The following is a 12,550-nucleotide window of genomic DNA, read 5'->3' on the forward strand; positions in this document are numbered from 1 at the left end:
ACCGAAGAAGTCCAGGATTATGCCACCCGCTGGCTCTGGCACTACAATCACGAACGACCCAATATGGGACTCGGAGGAATTACTCCTCAACAGAAATTGGCCATGATGGCCTGAGGTCTACTTTTGAACCCCGTTAAAAATGGGGGGATTACCGAGGCAGATCCAACATGACTGACGTTCGACACCTGGTGTGTCCCCATTGCCACAAAGTGAATCGTGTACCTGCCGACAAGTTGTCATCCGGCGGCAATTGCGGCGCCTGCAAACAACCGCTGTGGCCGGACCAGGTTCTGGAATTGACGGACCAGAGCTTTGCTGCCCACACAGGGCGCAGTGATGTGCCCGTGCTAGTGGACTTCTGGGCCAGTTGGTGCGGCCCCTGTAAAGCGATGGCCCCCCAGTTCGAGCAGGCAGCGAACGCCTGGCGAGGGAAAGTGCGCTTTGCCAAGCTGAACACCGAACAGGCCCCCGGGCCGGCCGGTCAGTTTGCTATTCGCAGCATTCCCACCATGATTCTGTTTCAGAATGGCCGGGAAATCGCCCGCCAAAGCGGTGCCATGAACCAGGCGCAGATCAATCAGTGGCTGCAATCGAAAGGTATTCGTTCGTGAGATGGAGATTGAGCCAACCTGAGAACCGGGGCGGATATATTTCAGGTGATGGTTACAGTTGCCTATGATCAGTTCTTCCATGGCTTGCTCGACAACTTCAGCGGTGCGTTCGTTGACGTTGTGTTTCAGGCCCTGGAAGCGGTTGTCGTCAAGCAGGGCTGTGCCCGTTAAGTCCCATAGTGCTCATTTTTTTGGGGAGCAGCTTCCCTGGACGCTTCAAGCCACTCTTGAAGCGCGTTGAAAGTTGGATGTAAAAGCGCCTCTCGAAATCTGCCAAAAAAGACCAGGTTATGGTGGCTTACTTGAAATTTTAGTGTGGAGGATACCGGGTCATATACGCTTATCGTAAATGACCACCGGTCAAGAACTTCGTTCGTGAGGTCGGCGGATATGATCATGTAGGGGCCGGTGTACTTTGACAGTAGGTGTAGACCGATCCGGTTACTTAGGGTAGGGACTTTGTCTCCGAGGCCATTGGCGATAACAAAGTCCTCAAGGTATTCAAAGTCCACGAAGTCCTCAATGCCACACTCTTTCAGCATGCCCTCAATATAGCTCGGATAGCCATCCAGACCAGTCATAGAGCTGTTTAAGGAGGTCAGCAGGATGCTGAACTGCTGGTCAGCCAGATTATCAATTGGTTTGAATACCTTGTACTCGTTTGAGGCGACCGATGACTCAGTAGGAAACCGGCCTGTTTCGGGATTCGGGGAGGTTACTACAAAGGGGCTGGCGCAACCTGTTAGTAGAAGTGAAAACAGCGTTACTGCGAAGAGAAGAGGCGGTTTATGCATCGTTGGGCTCAGTCCTTTGACAAATAAAAAATCATGCTGAAATCTTACCATTTATTTCGATATACCTCCGGTTTCAAAGATGTGCAACTGGATCCATTCTCTGATGCAGAACTCGAAGAATAACGATAGTCGGCTCTTTTGCAGTGTTCTCAATCCGAATATAAAACTGATGTGGTGAGGCCTTACTTTCCCGCGCAATCGGGTAAGTAGCGATACCCGGCCGAATATCGGATCTGCTTTTCAGAAGTGGTGCACTACTGCCTGCCTCTTCGAGCTCTCTGGTCGCGCTTTGGATTAGGCCTGTGTAGCGCTCCAACTGAACAGTACCGAATTCCTCAAGAGTAGTTTCGAGGATGTTGTCCAGGTCAGCCAATGCGCCGTCGGTGATAATAACCTTCCATGGTTTCATCTGACTCAGGTGTTCCGTTTCGTTCCAGTGATTCCTTTAGCGCGTTCGGAGAGGTAAGTCGCGAACTCGTCCGCTGTGAAATGTCTGGTTTTCCCGTTTTTCACGTCTTCCTCGCCTTCGGCGATGGCGGCTCTGAGTTCATTCATTTTCGTGGTGTAGGCGGACTCAGCTTCTTCAACCATCCTGAGCCCAGTTCGCAGTACCTCGCTCGCATTCTGGTATCGGCCAGAAGCTACCAGACGGTCTACCACTTGTGATTGGTGGTCGGTTAGTACGATGTTTCTCGTTGCCATGGGAGTATCGTCCTGTTGTAACTCTATTGGCATATTATGCCAATAAGTCGATTTCAGCAATCGCAGGTAACCAGGCGCGCGCATTGGGATGATATGGACCCTGTAAAACAACGACGATGATGGGCCTGCTCGGGTTGTCATAGTGGCGACTTGGTTCTTGCCCGAATTCTGGTTAGCATGACAGCGTCGGGTGCCAGTGACGGCAACCCTGCGGAAATATGGATAAATCTCCCTCAAGGACAGAAGGAGCAAGGGAATGAGCAAGAAAGTTGTTTTATTAGGTGACCTGGGTACGGATCACTCCGGGTTCCCACCAACCCCGGTGACTGCCGGCTCCTCCGATGTGTTGATTGATGACAAACCCGTTGCCCGCGTTGGGGATCCCCTCGCGCCACACTCCAAACCCAAGCATCCACCTCATCCCCGAGCTATAGCCGCCGGTTCTTCAACCGTTCTGATCAACGGCATTCCTGCCGCCGTGACTGGTGGGGCGATCTCCTGCGGTGGTGTCACCATCGGTAGTGGCAGCGTCGTTATTGGTGATACGTATACACCCGCTCAGTTTTCCGGTATTTCACCGGCATCATCACAGCCTGCTTCACAGGTGGAAGCATCTTATGCTCGCAGTGCTGATGGTGGAGCTACAGGTTCCTTATCGTCCCCACAGTCCGCAAACCCAAATGGGTTGGCTCGTGGCGATAGCAGCGAGGTCGCAGGTGGCCCGGTTGTCTCTGGTGTGTCTGATCAGGGTTCAAAGGATCAAACGAAAGAGACTACTGTGGAGCCGGGCTTTCACGTGATTCAGAGCCCAATGAGCAAGACCACTCTGGTGGCTGCGCTTTATGGTGATGCTTCTGCAAAGCCTGACAGCTTTGACCGTTTGAATCCGGGCCTTGGAAGTCAGGTGTTACCCGGAGAGATGATTGTATTGGGTGATCCGGAGGGCATGGAGTGCACTCGGGAAGAAGCTGATTTGATGGAAGTGGCGGCACAGGTGAATGCTCAGGTACGGTCTCTGGATCAGGACGAAGCGCAGTTTCTCGTCAAGTATCATGCTCTGTTGGAAGCCGTTACTTCAACGAGTTCGGCGGGGCTGGGTGCTGGCGCTGTGATGGTCTCAAAACAGATTGGCAGCATTGAGAAGACGTTAAAGAACATCGAGCGGCTTCATCAAGAAAGCTACCGGAAGTATGGGCATCTCAACCATCCGGAGTTTTTCGAGAAGAGACGGGCGCTTTTTAAGGAGCTGGATTTTTCTCTGGGTAGTTTGGCACGCAAGGGGATGTCTCTGGATGATGATGCGAAGTTGAAGCGGGCACTGGGGTTGTCGTCTAAGAGTATTGTGCATAATTGGAAGACTGCTGGGGTTGGTGGCATCCCAGGGTACGCTACGCACTACGAGAGGCTGGCAAGGGGGGCCAGGTATGCTCGAAATGTGGGCTATCTTGGGATAACGCTGGATGCGTCCATGTCTACGTTAAAAATCCATGAAGCATGTACCTCTGGAAGCGAGAGAGAATGTCAGGTCGTCGCGTATCAGGAGGGAGGTAAGTTCACTGGTTCGCTGGCGGGCGGTGGTATTGGTGCGGTAGCCTCAGCGGCAACCTGCACAGTTTTCGCGGTCACTACTGCAGGAATTGGCGGTGTGGCCTGTGCAATCATCGCTGGAGGCCTCGGCGCCGCAGTCGGTGGACATGCTGGCGGAGTGGGTGGTAAGAACTTGGGCGAGAAGCTCAGGGAGGTTATCCATGAATGATGAGCAATTGGAAACATTAGCGGCGATTACGGGCGCCGCTTCTCTGGGCGTTGGCATCATTCTGATGTTTCTGATGGTTACACTATTCTTTCGAAAAACTGCGGAAGTTGAGCGGCGAATTGCAACGCCAGGCAAACACCTGGATGGAATGCGTATAGTCTGGGGGAATGGCCCGATCGGGCGATGGATGCGGGTGGGATATATATACGCATTCTTTGTATTTCGGAACCTTCCGCGAATAGGGTCCCGTATCGAATCCAGAATGGGTGACGAGAACGAACCTTTACCTCTCTCGTTGAAATTGTGGGTGATAGTACCGTTCACCGTGTATGCGATTCTTATGTTTCTGTTTTTTTTCTCGGGTTGGTATCTTGGAGCGTTTGACTAGGGACTGTCACCAGTAGAAGGCTTGTTCTGACCTTTATGATTGAGCTCACTAGTCAGCGCAGCCCCGCCCAGTCGTCCCGAGTCCCCTCGAATGTCGTTCCCAAAGACGACTGTTCAACTTTGAAGGTTGCGAGGAACCGTCGGTCTGGCAGGCGGTACCAGAAATCTTTGGGTACGCAGATTTCGAAATACATACGATCCAGGTGATCATTTTCTAGCTGGTAGCTGCATGAATGGCGTCCACCGCCGCGGTATTTGGTGACCTCATACTTTACCATTCTTGTTTCGCTATCCAGCATCGTCCAGATGCGTGGGATGGTGTAACCGAAGGATAAGTGAAGCACCGACCAGAGCAATAAGGGGCAGCTAATGAAGGCGAGGCATTTCTTGGCACGGCCCAATGAATACCACTGAGGGGCTGGGTTGATCTTTCCTGTGTGCCATAGGTATCCAGCCCAGAGCGACACTGCGAATGTTATAGATGCCGATAGGTATAGCGCGACTGTCGCAACCTCTGGATTGGGGCAGAAATTTTTAGGGCCGAATATCTGAGGCACCGCGAGGATGATAGGTGGCAGCAGAATGACACACAGAATTTTCTGATGCCGATTCATGCCAGATGTCAGGGAAGCTTTTTTCATAGGTAATCCATTACAGTCAGCCAGCGTAGTCCTTTCGCTGCGGATGCATGGTACCAAATGGTTATGGGCTGCACAGTAAGATTTTATGCCACGGGACAGACGACGATAGAATGTTTACCTATATGGCCACGCGCACGGACGGGGTGAGCGTCATTGAGGGATTAGGAGGGTGTAAGCATGCAAATCGGAGTGATCGCAGACACCCACAGCAAAATGCGTCCTGAAGCCCTGGAGGTTTTGAAAGGCTCGGATCTGATCCTTCATGCCGGTGATGTGGGTCGGGACGAGGTTCTGGAAGCGCTGGAGGCGATCGCCCCCTTAATTGCGATCCGTGGCAATATCGACACAACAGGCCGCGCAGCGACGCTTCCTGATGTTCAGGATCTGGAATTTCTCGGGCACCCCTTTTACATGCTCCACGATGTCAAAACCCTCGACATTGATCCGCAAGGCCGTTACCGCGTGGTGATCGCCGGCCATTCCCACAAGCCCCGTAATGAGTGGGTTGGCGATGTGCTTTATTTCAATCCAGGTGGCGCCGGACCCCGACGCTTTACTCTGCCGATTACGGTGGGGCGGCTGGATGTGAATGAAGACGGTGTGATTGGTGAGATTATTGAACTGCCGGTTTGATCGGTTGGGAGAGCGGGGGCAGATCTGTTGGATCGCGCGGCTTGATCCCTGCTTGATTATTTAAGAAACTCTGGTCGCTATTGCAGCGGCAGGAGCCAGTGAAGGCGACCCTGCGAAAACATGGATAAATCTCCCGTATGGACGATGCGGTAAAGTGACAAGCGCGATCACCCAGATGCAGCCCGGTGAACGGCTGCTAAAGTTGCGAATGGAGAAACGACAGGACGTTAAGATTCTGATAATCTGACGTTTTATTGAGGTATAAAAAAACCCGCCTTTGGGGCGGGTTTCTTCATATCTCGTATGTCCACGGGGGGAGGCGTTAGCCAGCATGTCCCGTAGCGCACACTTGGAATGTAGGGCTTATTGACGCTTATGTCAACAAATGCAAGGACTGCACTACATGTGTCCAATGCGCTTTCAGCGCCACGAATGGCCACTTATGGTCACGCCGCTGGTAGTTCACCAAAGTCCGTGCAGGCGGTTGAGTTATACAATTGGAACGCGGCGGTTTCGGTCGCTTTAATGCACCCTTTGCATATCGTTGAAGTGGTTGTGAGAAATGGGATTTCTGAAGCACTAACGGCTTCCTATGATCGCTGGTCCTCCAGCCCAGATACGTTCATGACGGCAGTCCGCTCTATGGCGGAATGCTCTTGTCCCGCCTGCTATAAGGGCATTCGTTTGGTCAAGCTGACGAGGCCTGAGCTTGCGGCCCACATCAGGGCGGAGCTGGCACCTTAGCCCTGGTCCGGGGTCCTCATCCCCGCGCATGGCGTTGTACCGCCGGGCCCCGGCGACGTTTCCATTTTGCTGCAGGGGTGGCAAAGGCCTGTGTATTCCAGCACCACATATACTCTGACGTGGGGTTTGTTCAGGCATCGGCCAGCGCTCGCACGCAGCGGCGGAACAGTTCCGCCGAGAAGAACCGGTGTTCACCTGGCTGCTCAGCCACGAATAGCTGACCACCGGAATCGCTGATTCCGCCTTCGATCATCAGGTTGTCACTCATCTCAAAGTCCTCAATGGTGTGGCCCAGTTCGTCCAGACCGGCTGAGCCCGCCCGTTCCCGGTAGCAACGGCTGTCCAGGCTGAATCCGAAGGTGGGCTTGCCCTGTCCAATCATATAGCCCACCTCGAATACGGTGCCCGGGTCTGCGCTGATGCCTCGAAAGGGAGTCAGGTTGGCGATGATGGCATCGCAGCTGTCCATCAGTTCGCGGTTGGCCTGGTAGATTCGCTGACCGCGCTTGGGTTTTGCTTCGTCGTCTGAAAATACGAGCTCCGTGTCCAGTGGGTCCACTCCCTCAAATCCGTATTCCCGGAGCAGGCGTTTTTTCTCGCCGACGATGGCCTGGTGTTCCGTGGCGGGGAAAAATACTTCCGGGCCGGCGAGGTAGATTCGTTTTGGCTTTGCCATGGGGGCCTCTTAGAGCTGATAAAGTTGCAGGATAGCATCCAGTATTTCCGAGGTAGGATGGAGAAAAAGATCTGTCCCCGGTTTTCCTCCAAGGAATATCAGAAGTGCCCGGAGCAAGCGGGTTTGGGTAGCTTGTCCCGGCTTTCGGAGTTGAGTTGGCTATCGAGGGGGCTGTAGGGGTTCGTACGGTAGACCAACGTAACGACATAGAATTTGCCACACCTCATTGATCCTCTCGAAAGAGTTAAAGATGCTGGCATTGATGATCATGCCGTCGAGGGTTGTTTGGAAGAATCGGGCGACGCTCGCCGGGTCGTCCACCACGATCTCATAAAAGATGTCTTCAAGCAGGCGGGCAACCCACTGTTTGTGTTCCTTAGAAATCAAGACCATGCCTTCAGCATTATGGTATTCCCCCGTAGCGCGGATAAACATGCAGCCAAAAAAGTCCGGAGAAAAGAACCAGCGCGTGTGCCAATTGAACACCTCTCGCAGCTTCTCATTTGCGCCGGTGATCGAATCGAGCGACGCTTCGAGCGAATCCTTGAATTGCTGGTGACGAAGCTTTAAGACCTCTTCGACCAGCTTGTCCTTGTTTTTAAAATGGTTATAGAGCGTCATTTTGGAAACATTTGCTTCATCCCGGATAGTATCCACGCCAACCGCTTGATAACCGTGTTCGTTGAAAAGACGAAGTGCGGTCGAAAGAATATCGTCTCGTTTGCTCATAGCTAATTCCTATAAAAAAGACACTCTCAGTAGATTAGGCAGTGCTTGACCACTATTTTCAAACATCATACTGTACAGACCTGTCTGTCCACTATTATACAGAGGTTCACCTATGTTGCACAAACTAAGAGGAGCAGGGACGGCTCCTGCCCGGCCTTCTCCAGCACAGGTTTTTATCGGTTTGATTGGAGGTATCGCAGGGATAGGTGCGATAGCCTATCTGACACAACTTGCGGGCGTACCGCTACTGATGGCGCCCTTTGGTGCTACGTGTGTGTTGCTGTTTGCGGCACCGGGCGCTCCGTTGGCACAGCCAAGAAACGTCATTGGTGGTCACCTCATCGCAACGCTAGTCGGGTTAGCGGTTATGAATATTGCTGGAAGTGGTCCCTGGCAGATGGCAGCAGGCGTAGGGCTTGCAATTGCGTTAATGCAGGTCTGTCGAGCTATTCACCCACCAGCAGGCGCGAACCCAATTGTTGTACTTGCAGCAGGAATTCAGGACTGGGGCTTCGTATTGACGCCTGTTCTCGCCGGGTCCGTCATCCTCGTTCTAATCGCTTTGCTTATCAATAACACTGGCCAACAGAAAAATTGGCCGACTTACTGGGTATAAAAGGAGTTAACGAATGCCAATCATCACTGTAAGCCTTGCCAACTCGATCTGTAGCTCAGAGGACAAACAGCAGGCGATCAAGCGAGTCGCTGAGATGCTGATGCCAAGACAAGCCAGGGTGATTGTGCTCAGTTTTGCTTAACCCGCCGACAGGAGCGCCATAATGACGCCCAGTGAAAATGTTCTAAGCCCCTGGGCCAGGTTCCTCGCGCATCTGTTCGTGATCCTCGTGGCCTGGACCCTCTTTATCAAATACCTGTTCCCGATCGGCTTTGCGCTGGTCAGCAATGAGGCATGGACAACCTATATCTACTGGGACCTGTGGCCGGTTGCGCACCTCTGGCTGGCCTGGACGTTGTTGGCGAGGCCCTGGTATGCGCGCCTGCTGGCCATTGGCATGTCTGTGGTTGAGATCCTGATCATCACCACGCTGTTCATTTGGTTCCTGGCGGAGCCGGAGTGGTCCATCTGGCGCACGAACTGGTTTGTGAATAAGGTGTTTGTGCTGGCAGCATTTGTTCTGGTGTTGGGTACGGCACTGTTCAGACCTGAGACCTTGAAGACGTAGAATCGACTGGGTGTTCATTTGGTACCCCTATAACAAACCCCGCGACAGGCCTTATTATGCATTTGGATAAAGCAAAAAAGTGCATCGCAAAGCAGGTCAAGAAGGGCTTCCATGGCTATCCGTTGGTTTCACTGGAGTATTTTTGTGAAGAGCCGCTGTCGCTGGCTGGCAGCAAAAGAAAGGAGCGCTGTTATGCAGGAAACGTCTACCAGCGAGCTGATCGCACGGGTTGCTGAACCTATTGAGGATCTCGAGTCAGACAATATTGACCGGTTGCTCGAACGGGTCGGCGACGCCCGCATTGTGCTGATTGGCGAAGCCTCCCATGGCACGTCAGAATTTTACCGGTATCGGGCCCGGATAACCCGGGCGCTGATCGAGAACAAAGACTTTGATTTTGTGGCGGTTGAGGCCGACTGGCCTGATGCTGCGCGAATTGACCACTACGTTCGCCACATGAAGACGCCACCCGCTGAATGGACCGCGTTCACACGATTTCCAACCTGGATGTGGCGTAACGAGGAGGTACGGGAATTTGTTGATTGGCTCCGCGAACACAACGCCGATATCAATGATCCTGAACAGCGCGTGGGCTTCTACGGCCTGGATTTATACAGCCTGTTTACCTCCATCGACGCTGTGCTCGACTACCTCGAAGATGTGGATGAGGAGACGGCAGCCATTGCGCGCGAGCGATACAGTTGCCTGGCGCCGTTTCAGTCGGACCCGGTTACCTATGGCCGGGCGACACTGACCGGGCGCCACCGCGAGTGTGAACAGGATGTGGTGAACATGCTCACCGACCTGCTGAACCAACGCTTGAAATACACGGAACAGGACGGTTCCCGGTTTATGGACGCGGTCCAGAATGCTCGCCTTATCGCTAATGCGGAGCGTTATTACCGCAGCATGTACAGTGGCTACAGCGATTCCTGGAATTTGCGTGACCAACACATGTTCGACACGCTCGAGGCACTTTTATCCTACGGCGGTAAGAGCAGCAAAGTCGTGGTGTGGGAGCATAACTCTCACGTTGGCAACGCCCGGGCGACCGACATGCTTGTTCGCGGACAGCACAATGTCGGGCAGCTGTGCCGGGAAGCCTACGGCGACCAGGCCTATCTGATCGGCTTTGGCACCCACACTGGCACAGTGGCCGCAGCGACAGACTGGGGCGATCCGATGGAGATCAAGCAGGTTCAGCCTTCGCTCACCGGTAGCTGGGAACGACTATGCCATGAAAGCGGGGTGCCAGCATTCAGATTGCCGCTGCGACACCCGGCTTCCGATACGCTGGACACGCGCCTGCACGACAGGCGACTCGAACGCGCGATAGGGGTGATCTACCGCCCGGAAACCGAGCGCCAGAGCCATTACTTCCTGGCACAGCTGGCCGGGCAATTCGACGAATACATCTGGTTTGACCGCACTGAGGCGGTCACGCCCTTGACGACCGAAACCTTGCGCGGAGTGCCGGATACCTATCCTTTCGGGCTGTGAGGCCCGTCACTGCGGACGATTGCATGACGACTCACTGGGCGGGCGGGGTAGGCGGCTGGCCGGCATCTGGAAAATAGGTCTGACCCGCCCGTCTTGCCTTGTCCAATAATGTCCCCGCTCGGGTTTTGCTTCATCGTCAAAAACTGCCAACTCAGTACGTATCAGAGCTCCGAAGTACAGGATGACGGGAAACCGCGACGCTGGTCATGGTTTTTTGTGTGTCGCTTCGGAGGAATACCGAACATGCGGGCGTAATCGCGGGTGAACTGTGACACGCTTTCGTAACCGACCTCGTAGGCGGCGCGGCTGGCTGCGGTTCCGTCATAGAGCATCAATCGTCGGGCTTCGATGAGCCTCAAGCGCTTTTGATATTGCCCGGGAGTGAGTGAGGTCAGCTCCTTGAAACGCTTATGGAATGTTGTCACCCCCATGTACGCGGCTTCGGCCAGACGCTCGATTGGTATACGGCTGCGGAAATCCGCCCTCAGAATGGCAATCGCTCTAGCCAGACTGTTTGCAGTGCTGCCGGACGCCACCATCGTCCGAAGCTGAGCGCCAGCTGGACCAGCCAGAAGCCAGAAGTGAAGCTCTTTCATCAAGCCTGGCCTCAGAATCGGAATGGCAGCCGGAGTATCAATAAGCTGCATCAGCCGGTAGCCGCAGTCCAGAATTGCTTTGCTGGAATCCTGTAGAAACAATGTCCTAGCCGAGGGCTTTGCCGGTGGTGCGCTACTACCGGTACTGTCGGCCAGTTCGGCCAAAAGGTTCATGTCGAGCTCAACAGCCAGGGCAATATACGGCCTGATCGATGTTGCCCGGAGCACTTGTCCCGAAACCGGCATATCCGCCGCCACAATAACTGATTGGCCCTCAATGCATGTCTGCGCCTGGCTTCCTACCAGCAAATACTTCGCCCCCTGAAGAACCAGGCATACCAGCGGGCGGTACGTAGACTCCAACTTTCCACGAGGGGCGTCCACACACATCACCCGTAATCCCGGGACAGGAGTTATGGCAACACCATCCGCGTTGGCATGCTCTTCCGCATAATGCCGGGCCGCATCAATCAGTTCATTTTTCATTCTGGAAGAATAACAGCAGGCATGTGAAGTGGCACGGGCCGAATTACCAACGTGCAGGATTTGGCAAAAATTGAGCAAAGCATGGCAAGTATCGCTTCGGCGATGTCTTTAATCTCTTCAGCATGGGCGGTGCCGCGGAGAACAGAGTCTTGAGGATCTGCTAACAGTTGCCTCGCCTACCCTGACTGCATAGGAGAACCGAGATGAAAGACTCACAATCAAAAGGCAAGTCCCTCACTTCCAAAACCCAGCGAAGCCGGCGCACGCTCTTAGCGGCGATGGCCACAGCACCCCTGGCGGTCGGGCTTGCATCCAGCCTGGGCGCTACAACAGTGGCAGCCGGCAAATCGAACGGCAAAGTAGCCATAGTGACGGGCTCCTCCCGGGGTATAGGTGCCGCGACAGCGAAGCGTCTCGCGCGGGACGGCTATGCCGTTACCGTCAACTGTGTGGAAAATACGGATCTAGCTGCCGCCGTGGTGGAGGATATAAGAGCTTCAGGTGGGCAAGCTACCTGGCTACAGGCGGACGTGAGCGACCCTGGAGCCGTCGAACAGCTATTTGATACCTGCGAAGAATCATTTGGCGTAGTGGATGTTGTGGTTGCCAATGCTGGCATCATGCACCTTGACCCAATTGGAGAGATGTCAGACGAGGCATTCGACCGCATGTGGGCCGTCAATGGTAAGGGTAGCTTTAACACGCTGCGCGAGGCTTCACGGCGAGTTCGGGATGGAGGACGAATAATTGCGCTCTCATCTTCAATCACGCAGTTCCGCACAGCAACCTACGGCCCATACGCTGCCACTAAAATGGCTCAGGATATGTTTGTAAGCGCCCTCGCGAAGGAGCTGTCTGGCCGGCGCATCTCCGTGAATGCCGTGGCGCCCGGGGTCGTGAACACCACTCTCTTCACCGATGGCAAAACCAGTCAACAGATTGCCGGCTTTGCAGATCGAACGCCGCACAAACGCCTGGGTGAACCGTCAGACATCGCAGATGTAGTCGCCGCACTGTGCAAAGACGATGGCTACTGGATAAACGGGCAAACCGTATTTGCCAATGGTGGAATTGTCTGAAGGTATACCAACCTGCGCCGCAGCTCATCCTT

Annotated in this window: 18 protein-coding genes; 11 read left to right on the plus strand and 7 right to left on the minus strand. The window is 54.0% G+C overall.

Translation table 11 applies throughout. The features are described 5' to 3' along the window. From NLU14_RS20790 to NLU14_RS20800, 3 genes are all read left to right on the plus strand, one after another. Positions 1–114 (plus strand): integrase core domain-containing protein (locus NLU14_RS20790; protein ID WP_275706748.1); only part of this gene is annotated, 114 nt, incomplete at its 5' end. Between the two features lie 53 nt (positions 115–167). Then, the gene (gene trxC, locus NLU14_RS20795; RefSeq protein WP_275710217.1) at positions 168–611 is read left to right on the plus strand and encodes a thioredoxin TrxC; all 444 of its coding nucleotides are present in this window, start codon (positions 168–170) and stop codon (positions 609–611) included. Between the two features lie 45 nt (positions 612–656). After that, positions 657–782: a hypothetical protein gene (locus NLU14_RS20800; protein ID WP_275710219.1), complete on the plus strand. Its 126-nt coding sequence runs from the start codon at positions 657–659 to the stop codon at positions 780–782. On the opposite strand, the gene NLU14_RS20805 is transcribed toward NLU14_RS20800, so the two are convergent. From NLU14_RS20805 to NLU14_RS20815, 3 genes are all read right to left on the minus strand, one after another. After that, complete coding sequence (locus NLU14_RS20805; protein WP_275710220.1) at positions 779–1,405, minus strand: hypothetical protein; 627 nt, start codon at positions 1,403–1,405, stop codon at positions 779–781. The two genes, NLU14_RS20800 and NLU14_RS20805, sit on opposite strands and share 4 nt — an antisense overlap. Positions 1,406–1,478: 73 nt before the next feature. Then, positions 1,479–1,814, minus strand: a complete 336-nt coding sequence (locus tag NLU14_RS20810) for a type II toxin-antitoxin system RelE/ParE family toxin (RefSeq protein WP_275710222.1) — start codon at positions 1,812–1,814, stop codon at positions 1,479–1,481. A 5-nt stretch (positions 1,815–1,819) separates the two neighbouring features. Continuing rightward, the gene (locus NLU14_RS20815) at positions 1,820–2,107 is read right to left on the minus strand and encodes a type II toxin-antitoxin system ParD family antitoxin (protein ID WP_275710224.1); all 288 of its coding nucleotides are present in this window, start codon (positions 2,105–2,107) and stop codon (positions 1,820–1,822) included. A gap of 256 nt (positions 2,108–2,363) precedes the next feature. Between NLU14_RS20815 and NLU14_RS20820 the strand changes: the two genes are divergently transcribed. After that, on the plus strand, positions 2,364–3,863 hold the full coding sequence (locus NLU14_RS20820; protein WP_275710226.1) for a type VI secretion system PAAR protein: 1,500 nt from the start codon (positions 2,364–2,366) through the stop codon (positions 3,861–3,863). Beyond that, entirely contained in the window at positions 3,856–4,251 is a 396-nt protein-coding gene (locus tag NLU14_RS20825) for a hypothetical protein (RefSeq protein ID WP_275710228.1), read from the plus strand. Before NLU14_RS20820 ends, NLU14_RS20825 begins: the two co-directional genes overlap by 8 nt. Positions 4,252–4,303: 52 nt before the next feature. Here NLU14_RS20825 and NLU14_RS20830 read toward each other — a convergent pair whose 3' ends face one another. Beyond that, on the minus strand, positions 4,304–4,891 hold the full coding sequence (locus NLU14_RS20830; RefSeq protein WP_275710230.1) for a hypothetical protein: 588 nt from the start codon (positions 4,889–4,891) through the stop codon (positions 4,304–4,306). A gap of 177 nt (positions 4,892–5,068) precedes the next feature. On the opposite strand from NLU14_RS20830, the gene NLU14_RS20835 reads away from it, so the two are divergent. Then, a complete protein-coding gene (locus NLU14_RS20835; RefSeq protein ID WP_275710232.1) occupies positions 5,069–5,524 on the plus strand; it encodes a metallophosphoesterase family protein in 456 nt (151 codons plus the stop codon). Positions 5,525–6,398: 874 nt separating this feature from the next. Here NLU14_RS20835 and NLU14_RS20840 read toward each other — a convergent pair. Together NLU14_RS20840 and NLU14_RS20845 are read right to left on the minus strand one after the other, a co-directional pair. Then, a complete protein-coding gene (locus tag NLU14_RS20840; protein ID WP_275710235.1) occupies positions 6,399–6,944 on the minus strand; it encodes a nucleoside 2-deoxyribosyltransferase in 546 nt (181 codons plus the stop codon). A gap of 159 nt (positions 6,945–7,103) precedes the next feature. Further along, entirely contained in the window at positions 7,104–7,673 is a 570-nt protein-coding gene (locus NLU14_RS20845; protein ID WP_275710237.1) for a TetR/AcrR family transcriptional regulator, read from the minus strand. 112 nt (positions 7,674–7,785) lie between these two features. Here NLU14_RS20845 and NLU14_RS20850 point away from each other — a divergent pair, with 112 nt between their 5' ends. From NLU14_RS20850 to NLU14_RS20865, 4 genes are all read left to right on the plus strand, one after another. Further along, positions 7,786–8,289 carry an HPP family protein gene (locus NLU14_RS20850; protein WP_275710239.1) on the plus strand — a complete coding sequence of 168 codons (504 nt, stop codon included), beginning with the start codon at positions 7,786–7,788 and terminating at the stop codon, positions 8,287–8,289. 13 nt (positions 8,290–8,302) lie between these two features. Continuing rightward, a complete protein-coding gene (locus tag NLU14_RS20855) occupies positions 8,303–8,431 on the plus strand; it encodes a hypothetical protein (protein ID WP_275710241.1) in 129 nt (42 codons plus the stop codon). 21 nt (positions 8,432–8,452) lie between these two features. Continuing rightward, entirely contained in the window at positions 8,453–8,857 is a 405-nt protein-coding gene (locus tag NLU14_RS20860; RefSeq protein WP_275710243.1) for a hypothetical protein, read from the plus strand. A gap of 192 nt (positions 8,858–9,049) precedes the next feature. Continuing rightward, a complete protein-coding gene (locus NLU14_RS20865; protein ID WP_275710244.1) occupies positions 9,050–10,357 on the plus strand; it encodes an erythromycin esterase family protein in 1,308 nt (435 codons plus the stop codon). A gap of 161 nt (positions 10,358–10,518) precedes the next feature. Here NLU14_RS20865 and NLU14_RS20870 read toward each other — a convergent pair whose 3' ends face one another. Beyond that, positions 10,519–11,439, minus strand: coding sequence for an AraC family transcriptional regulator (locus NLU14_RS20870; RefSeq protein WP_275710246.1), 921 nt, complete (start codon positions 11,437–11,439; stop codon positions 10,519–10,521). Positions 11,440–11,642: 203 nt separating this feature from the next. Here NLU14_RS20870 and NLU14_RS20875 point away from each other — a divergent pair, with 203 nt between their 5' ends. Next, positions 11,643–12,518 carry an SDR family oxidoreductase gene (locus NLU14_RS20875; RefSeq protein WP_275710248.1) on the plus strand — a complete coding sequence of 292 codons (876 nt, stop codon included), beginning with the start codon at positions 11,643–11,645 and terminating at the stop codon, positions 12,516–12,518. Positions 12,519–12,550: the final 32 nt, after the last annotated feature.

Source organism: Marinobacter iranensis, from assembly GCF_029207565.1.
GTDB classification, from domain to species: domain Bacteria; phylum Pseudomonadota; class Gammaproteobacteria; order Pseudomonadales; family Oleiphilaceae; genus Marinobacter; species Marinobacter iranensis.

Excerpts from the sequence above, each read along its gene's own strand:
- NLU14_RS20810 (WP_275710222.1), bottom strand. The coding sequence starts at position 1,814 with ATGAAACCATGGAAGGTTATTATCACCGACGGCGCATTGGCTGACCTG.
- NLU14_RS20835 (WP_275710232.1), top strand. The coding sequence starts at position 5,069 with ATGCAAATCGGAGTGATCGCAGACACCCACAGCAAAATGCGTCCTGAA.
- NLU14_RS20860 (WP_275710243.1), top strand. The coding sequence starts at position 8,453 with ATGACGCCCAGTGAAAATGTTCTAAGCCCCTGGGCCAGGTTCCTCGCG.
- NLU14_RS20825 (WP_275710228.1), top strand. The coding sequence starts at position 3,856 with ATGAATGATGAGCAATTGGAAACATTAGCGGCGATTACGGGCGCCGCT.
- trxC (WP_275710217.1), top strand. The coding sequence starts at position 168 with ATGACTGACGTTCGACACCTGGTGTGTCCCCATTGCCACAAAGTGAAT.
- NLU14_RS20830 (WP_275710230.1), bottom strand. The coding sequence starts at position 4,891 with ATGAAAAAAGCTTCCCTGACATCTGGCATGAATCGGCATCAGAAAATT.
- NLU14_RS20820 (WP_275710226.1), top strand. The coding sequence starts at position 2,364 with ATGAGCAAGAAAGTTGTTTTATTAGGTGACCTGGGTACGGATCACTCC.
- NLU14_RS20815 (WP_275710224.1), bottom strand. The coding sequence starts at position 2,107 with ATGGCAACGAGAAACATCGTACTAACCGACCACCAATCACAAGTGGTA.
- NLU14_RS20875 (WP_275710248.1), top strand. The coding sequence starts at position 11,643 with ATGAAAGACTCACAATCAAAAGGCAAGTCCCTCACTTCCAAAACCCAG.
- NLU14_RS20865 (WP_275710244.1), top strand. The coding sequence starts at position 9,050 with ATGCAGGAAACGTCTACCAGCGAGCTGATCGCACGGGTTGCTGAACCT.
- NLU14_RS20850 (WP_275710239.1), top strand. The coding sequence starts at position 7,786 with ATGTTGCACAAACTAAGAGGAGCAGGGACGGCTCCTGCCCGGCCTTCT.
- NLU14_RS20805 (WP_275710220.1), bottom strand. The coding sequence starts at position 1,405 with ATGCATAAACCGCCTCTTCTCTTCGCAGTAACGCTGTTTTCACTTCTA.
- NLU14_RS20855 (WP_275710241.1), top strand. The coding sequence starts at position 8,303 with ATGCCAATCATCACTGTAAGCCTTGCCAACTCGATCTGTAGCTCAGAG.
- NLU14_RS20845 (WP_275710237.1), bottom strand. The coding sequence starts at position 7,673 with ATGAGCAAACGAGACGATATTCTTTCGACCGCACTTCGTCTTTTCAAC.
- NLU14_RS20870 (WP_275710246.1), bottom strand. The coding sequence starts at position 11,439 with ATGAAAAATGAACTGATTGATGCGGCCCGGCATTATGCGGAAGAGCAT.
- NLU14_RS20840 (WP_275710235.1), bottom strand. The coding sequence starts at position 6,944 with ATGGCAAAGCCAAAACGAATCTACCTCGCCGGCCCGGAAGTATTTTTC.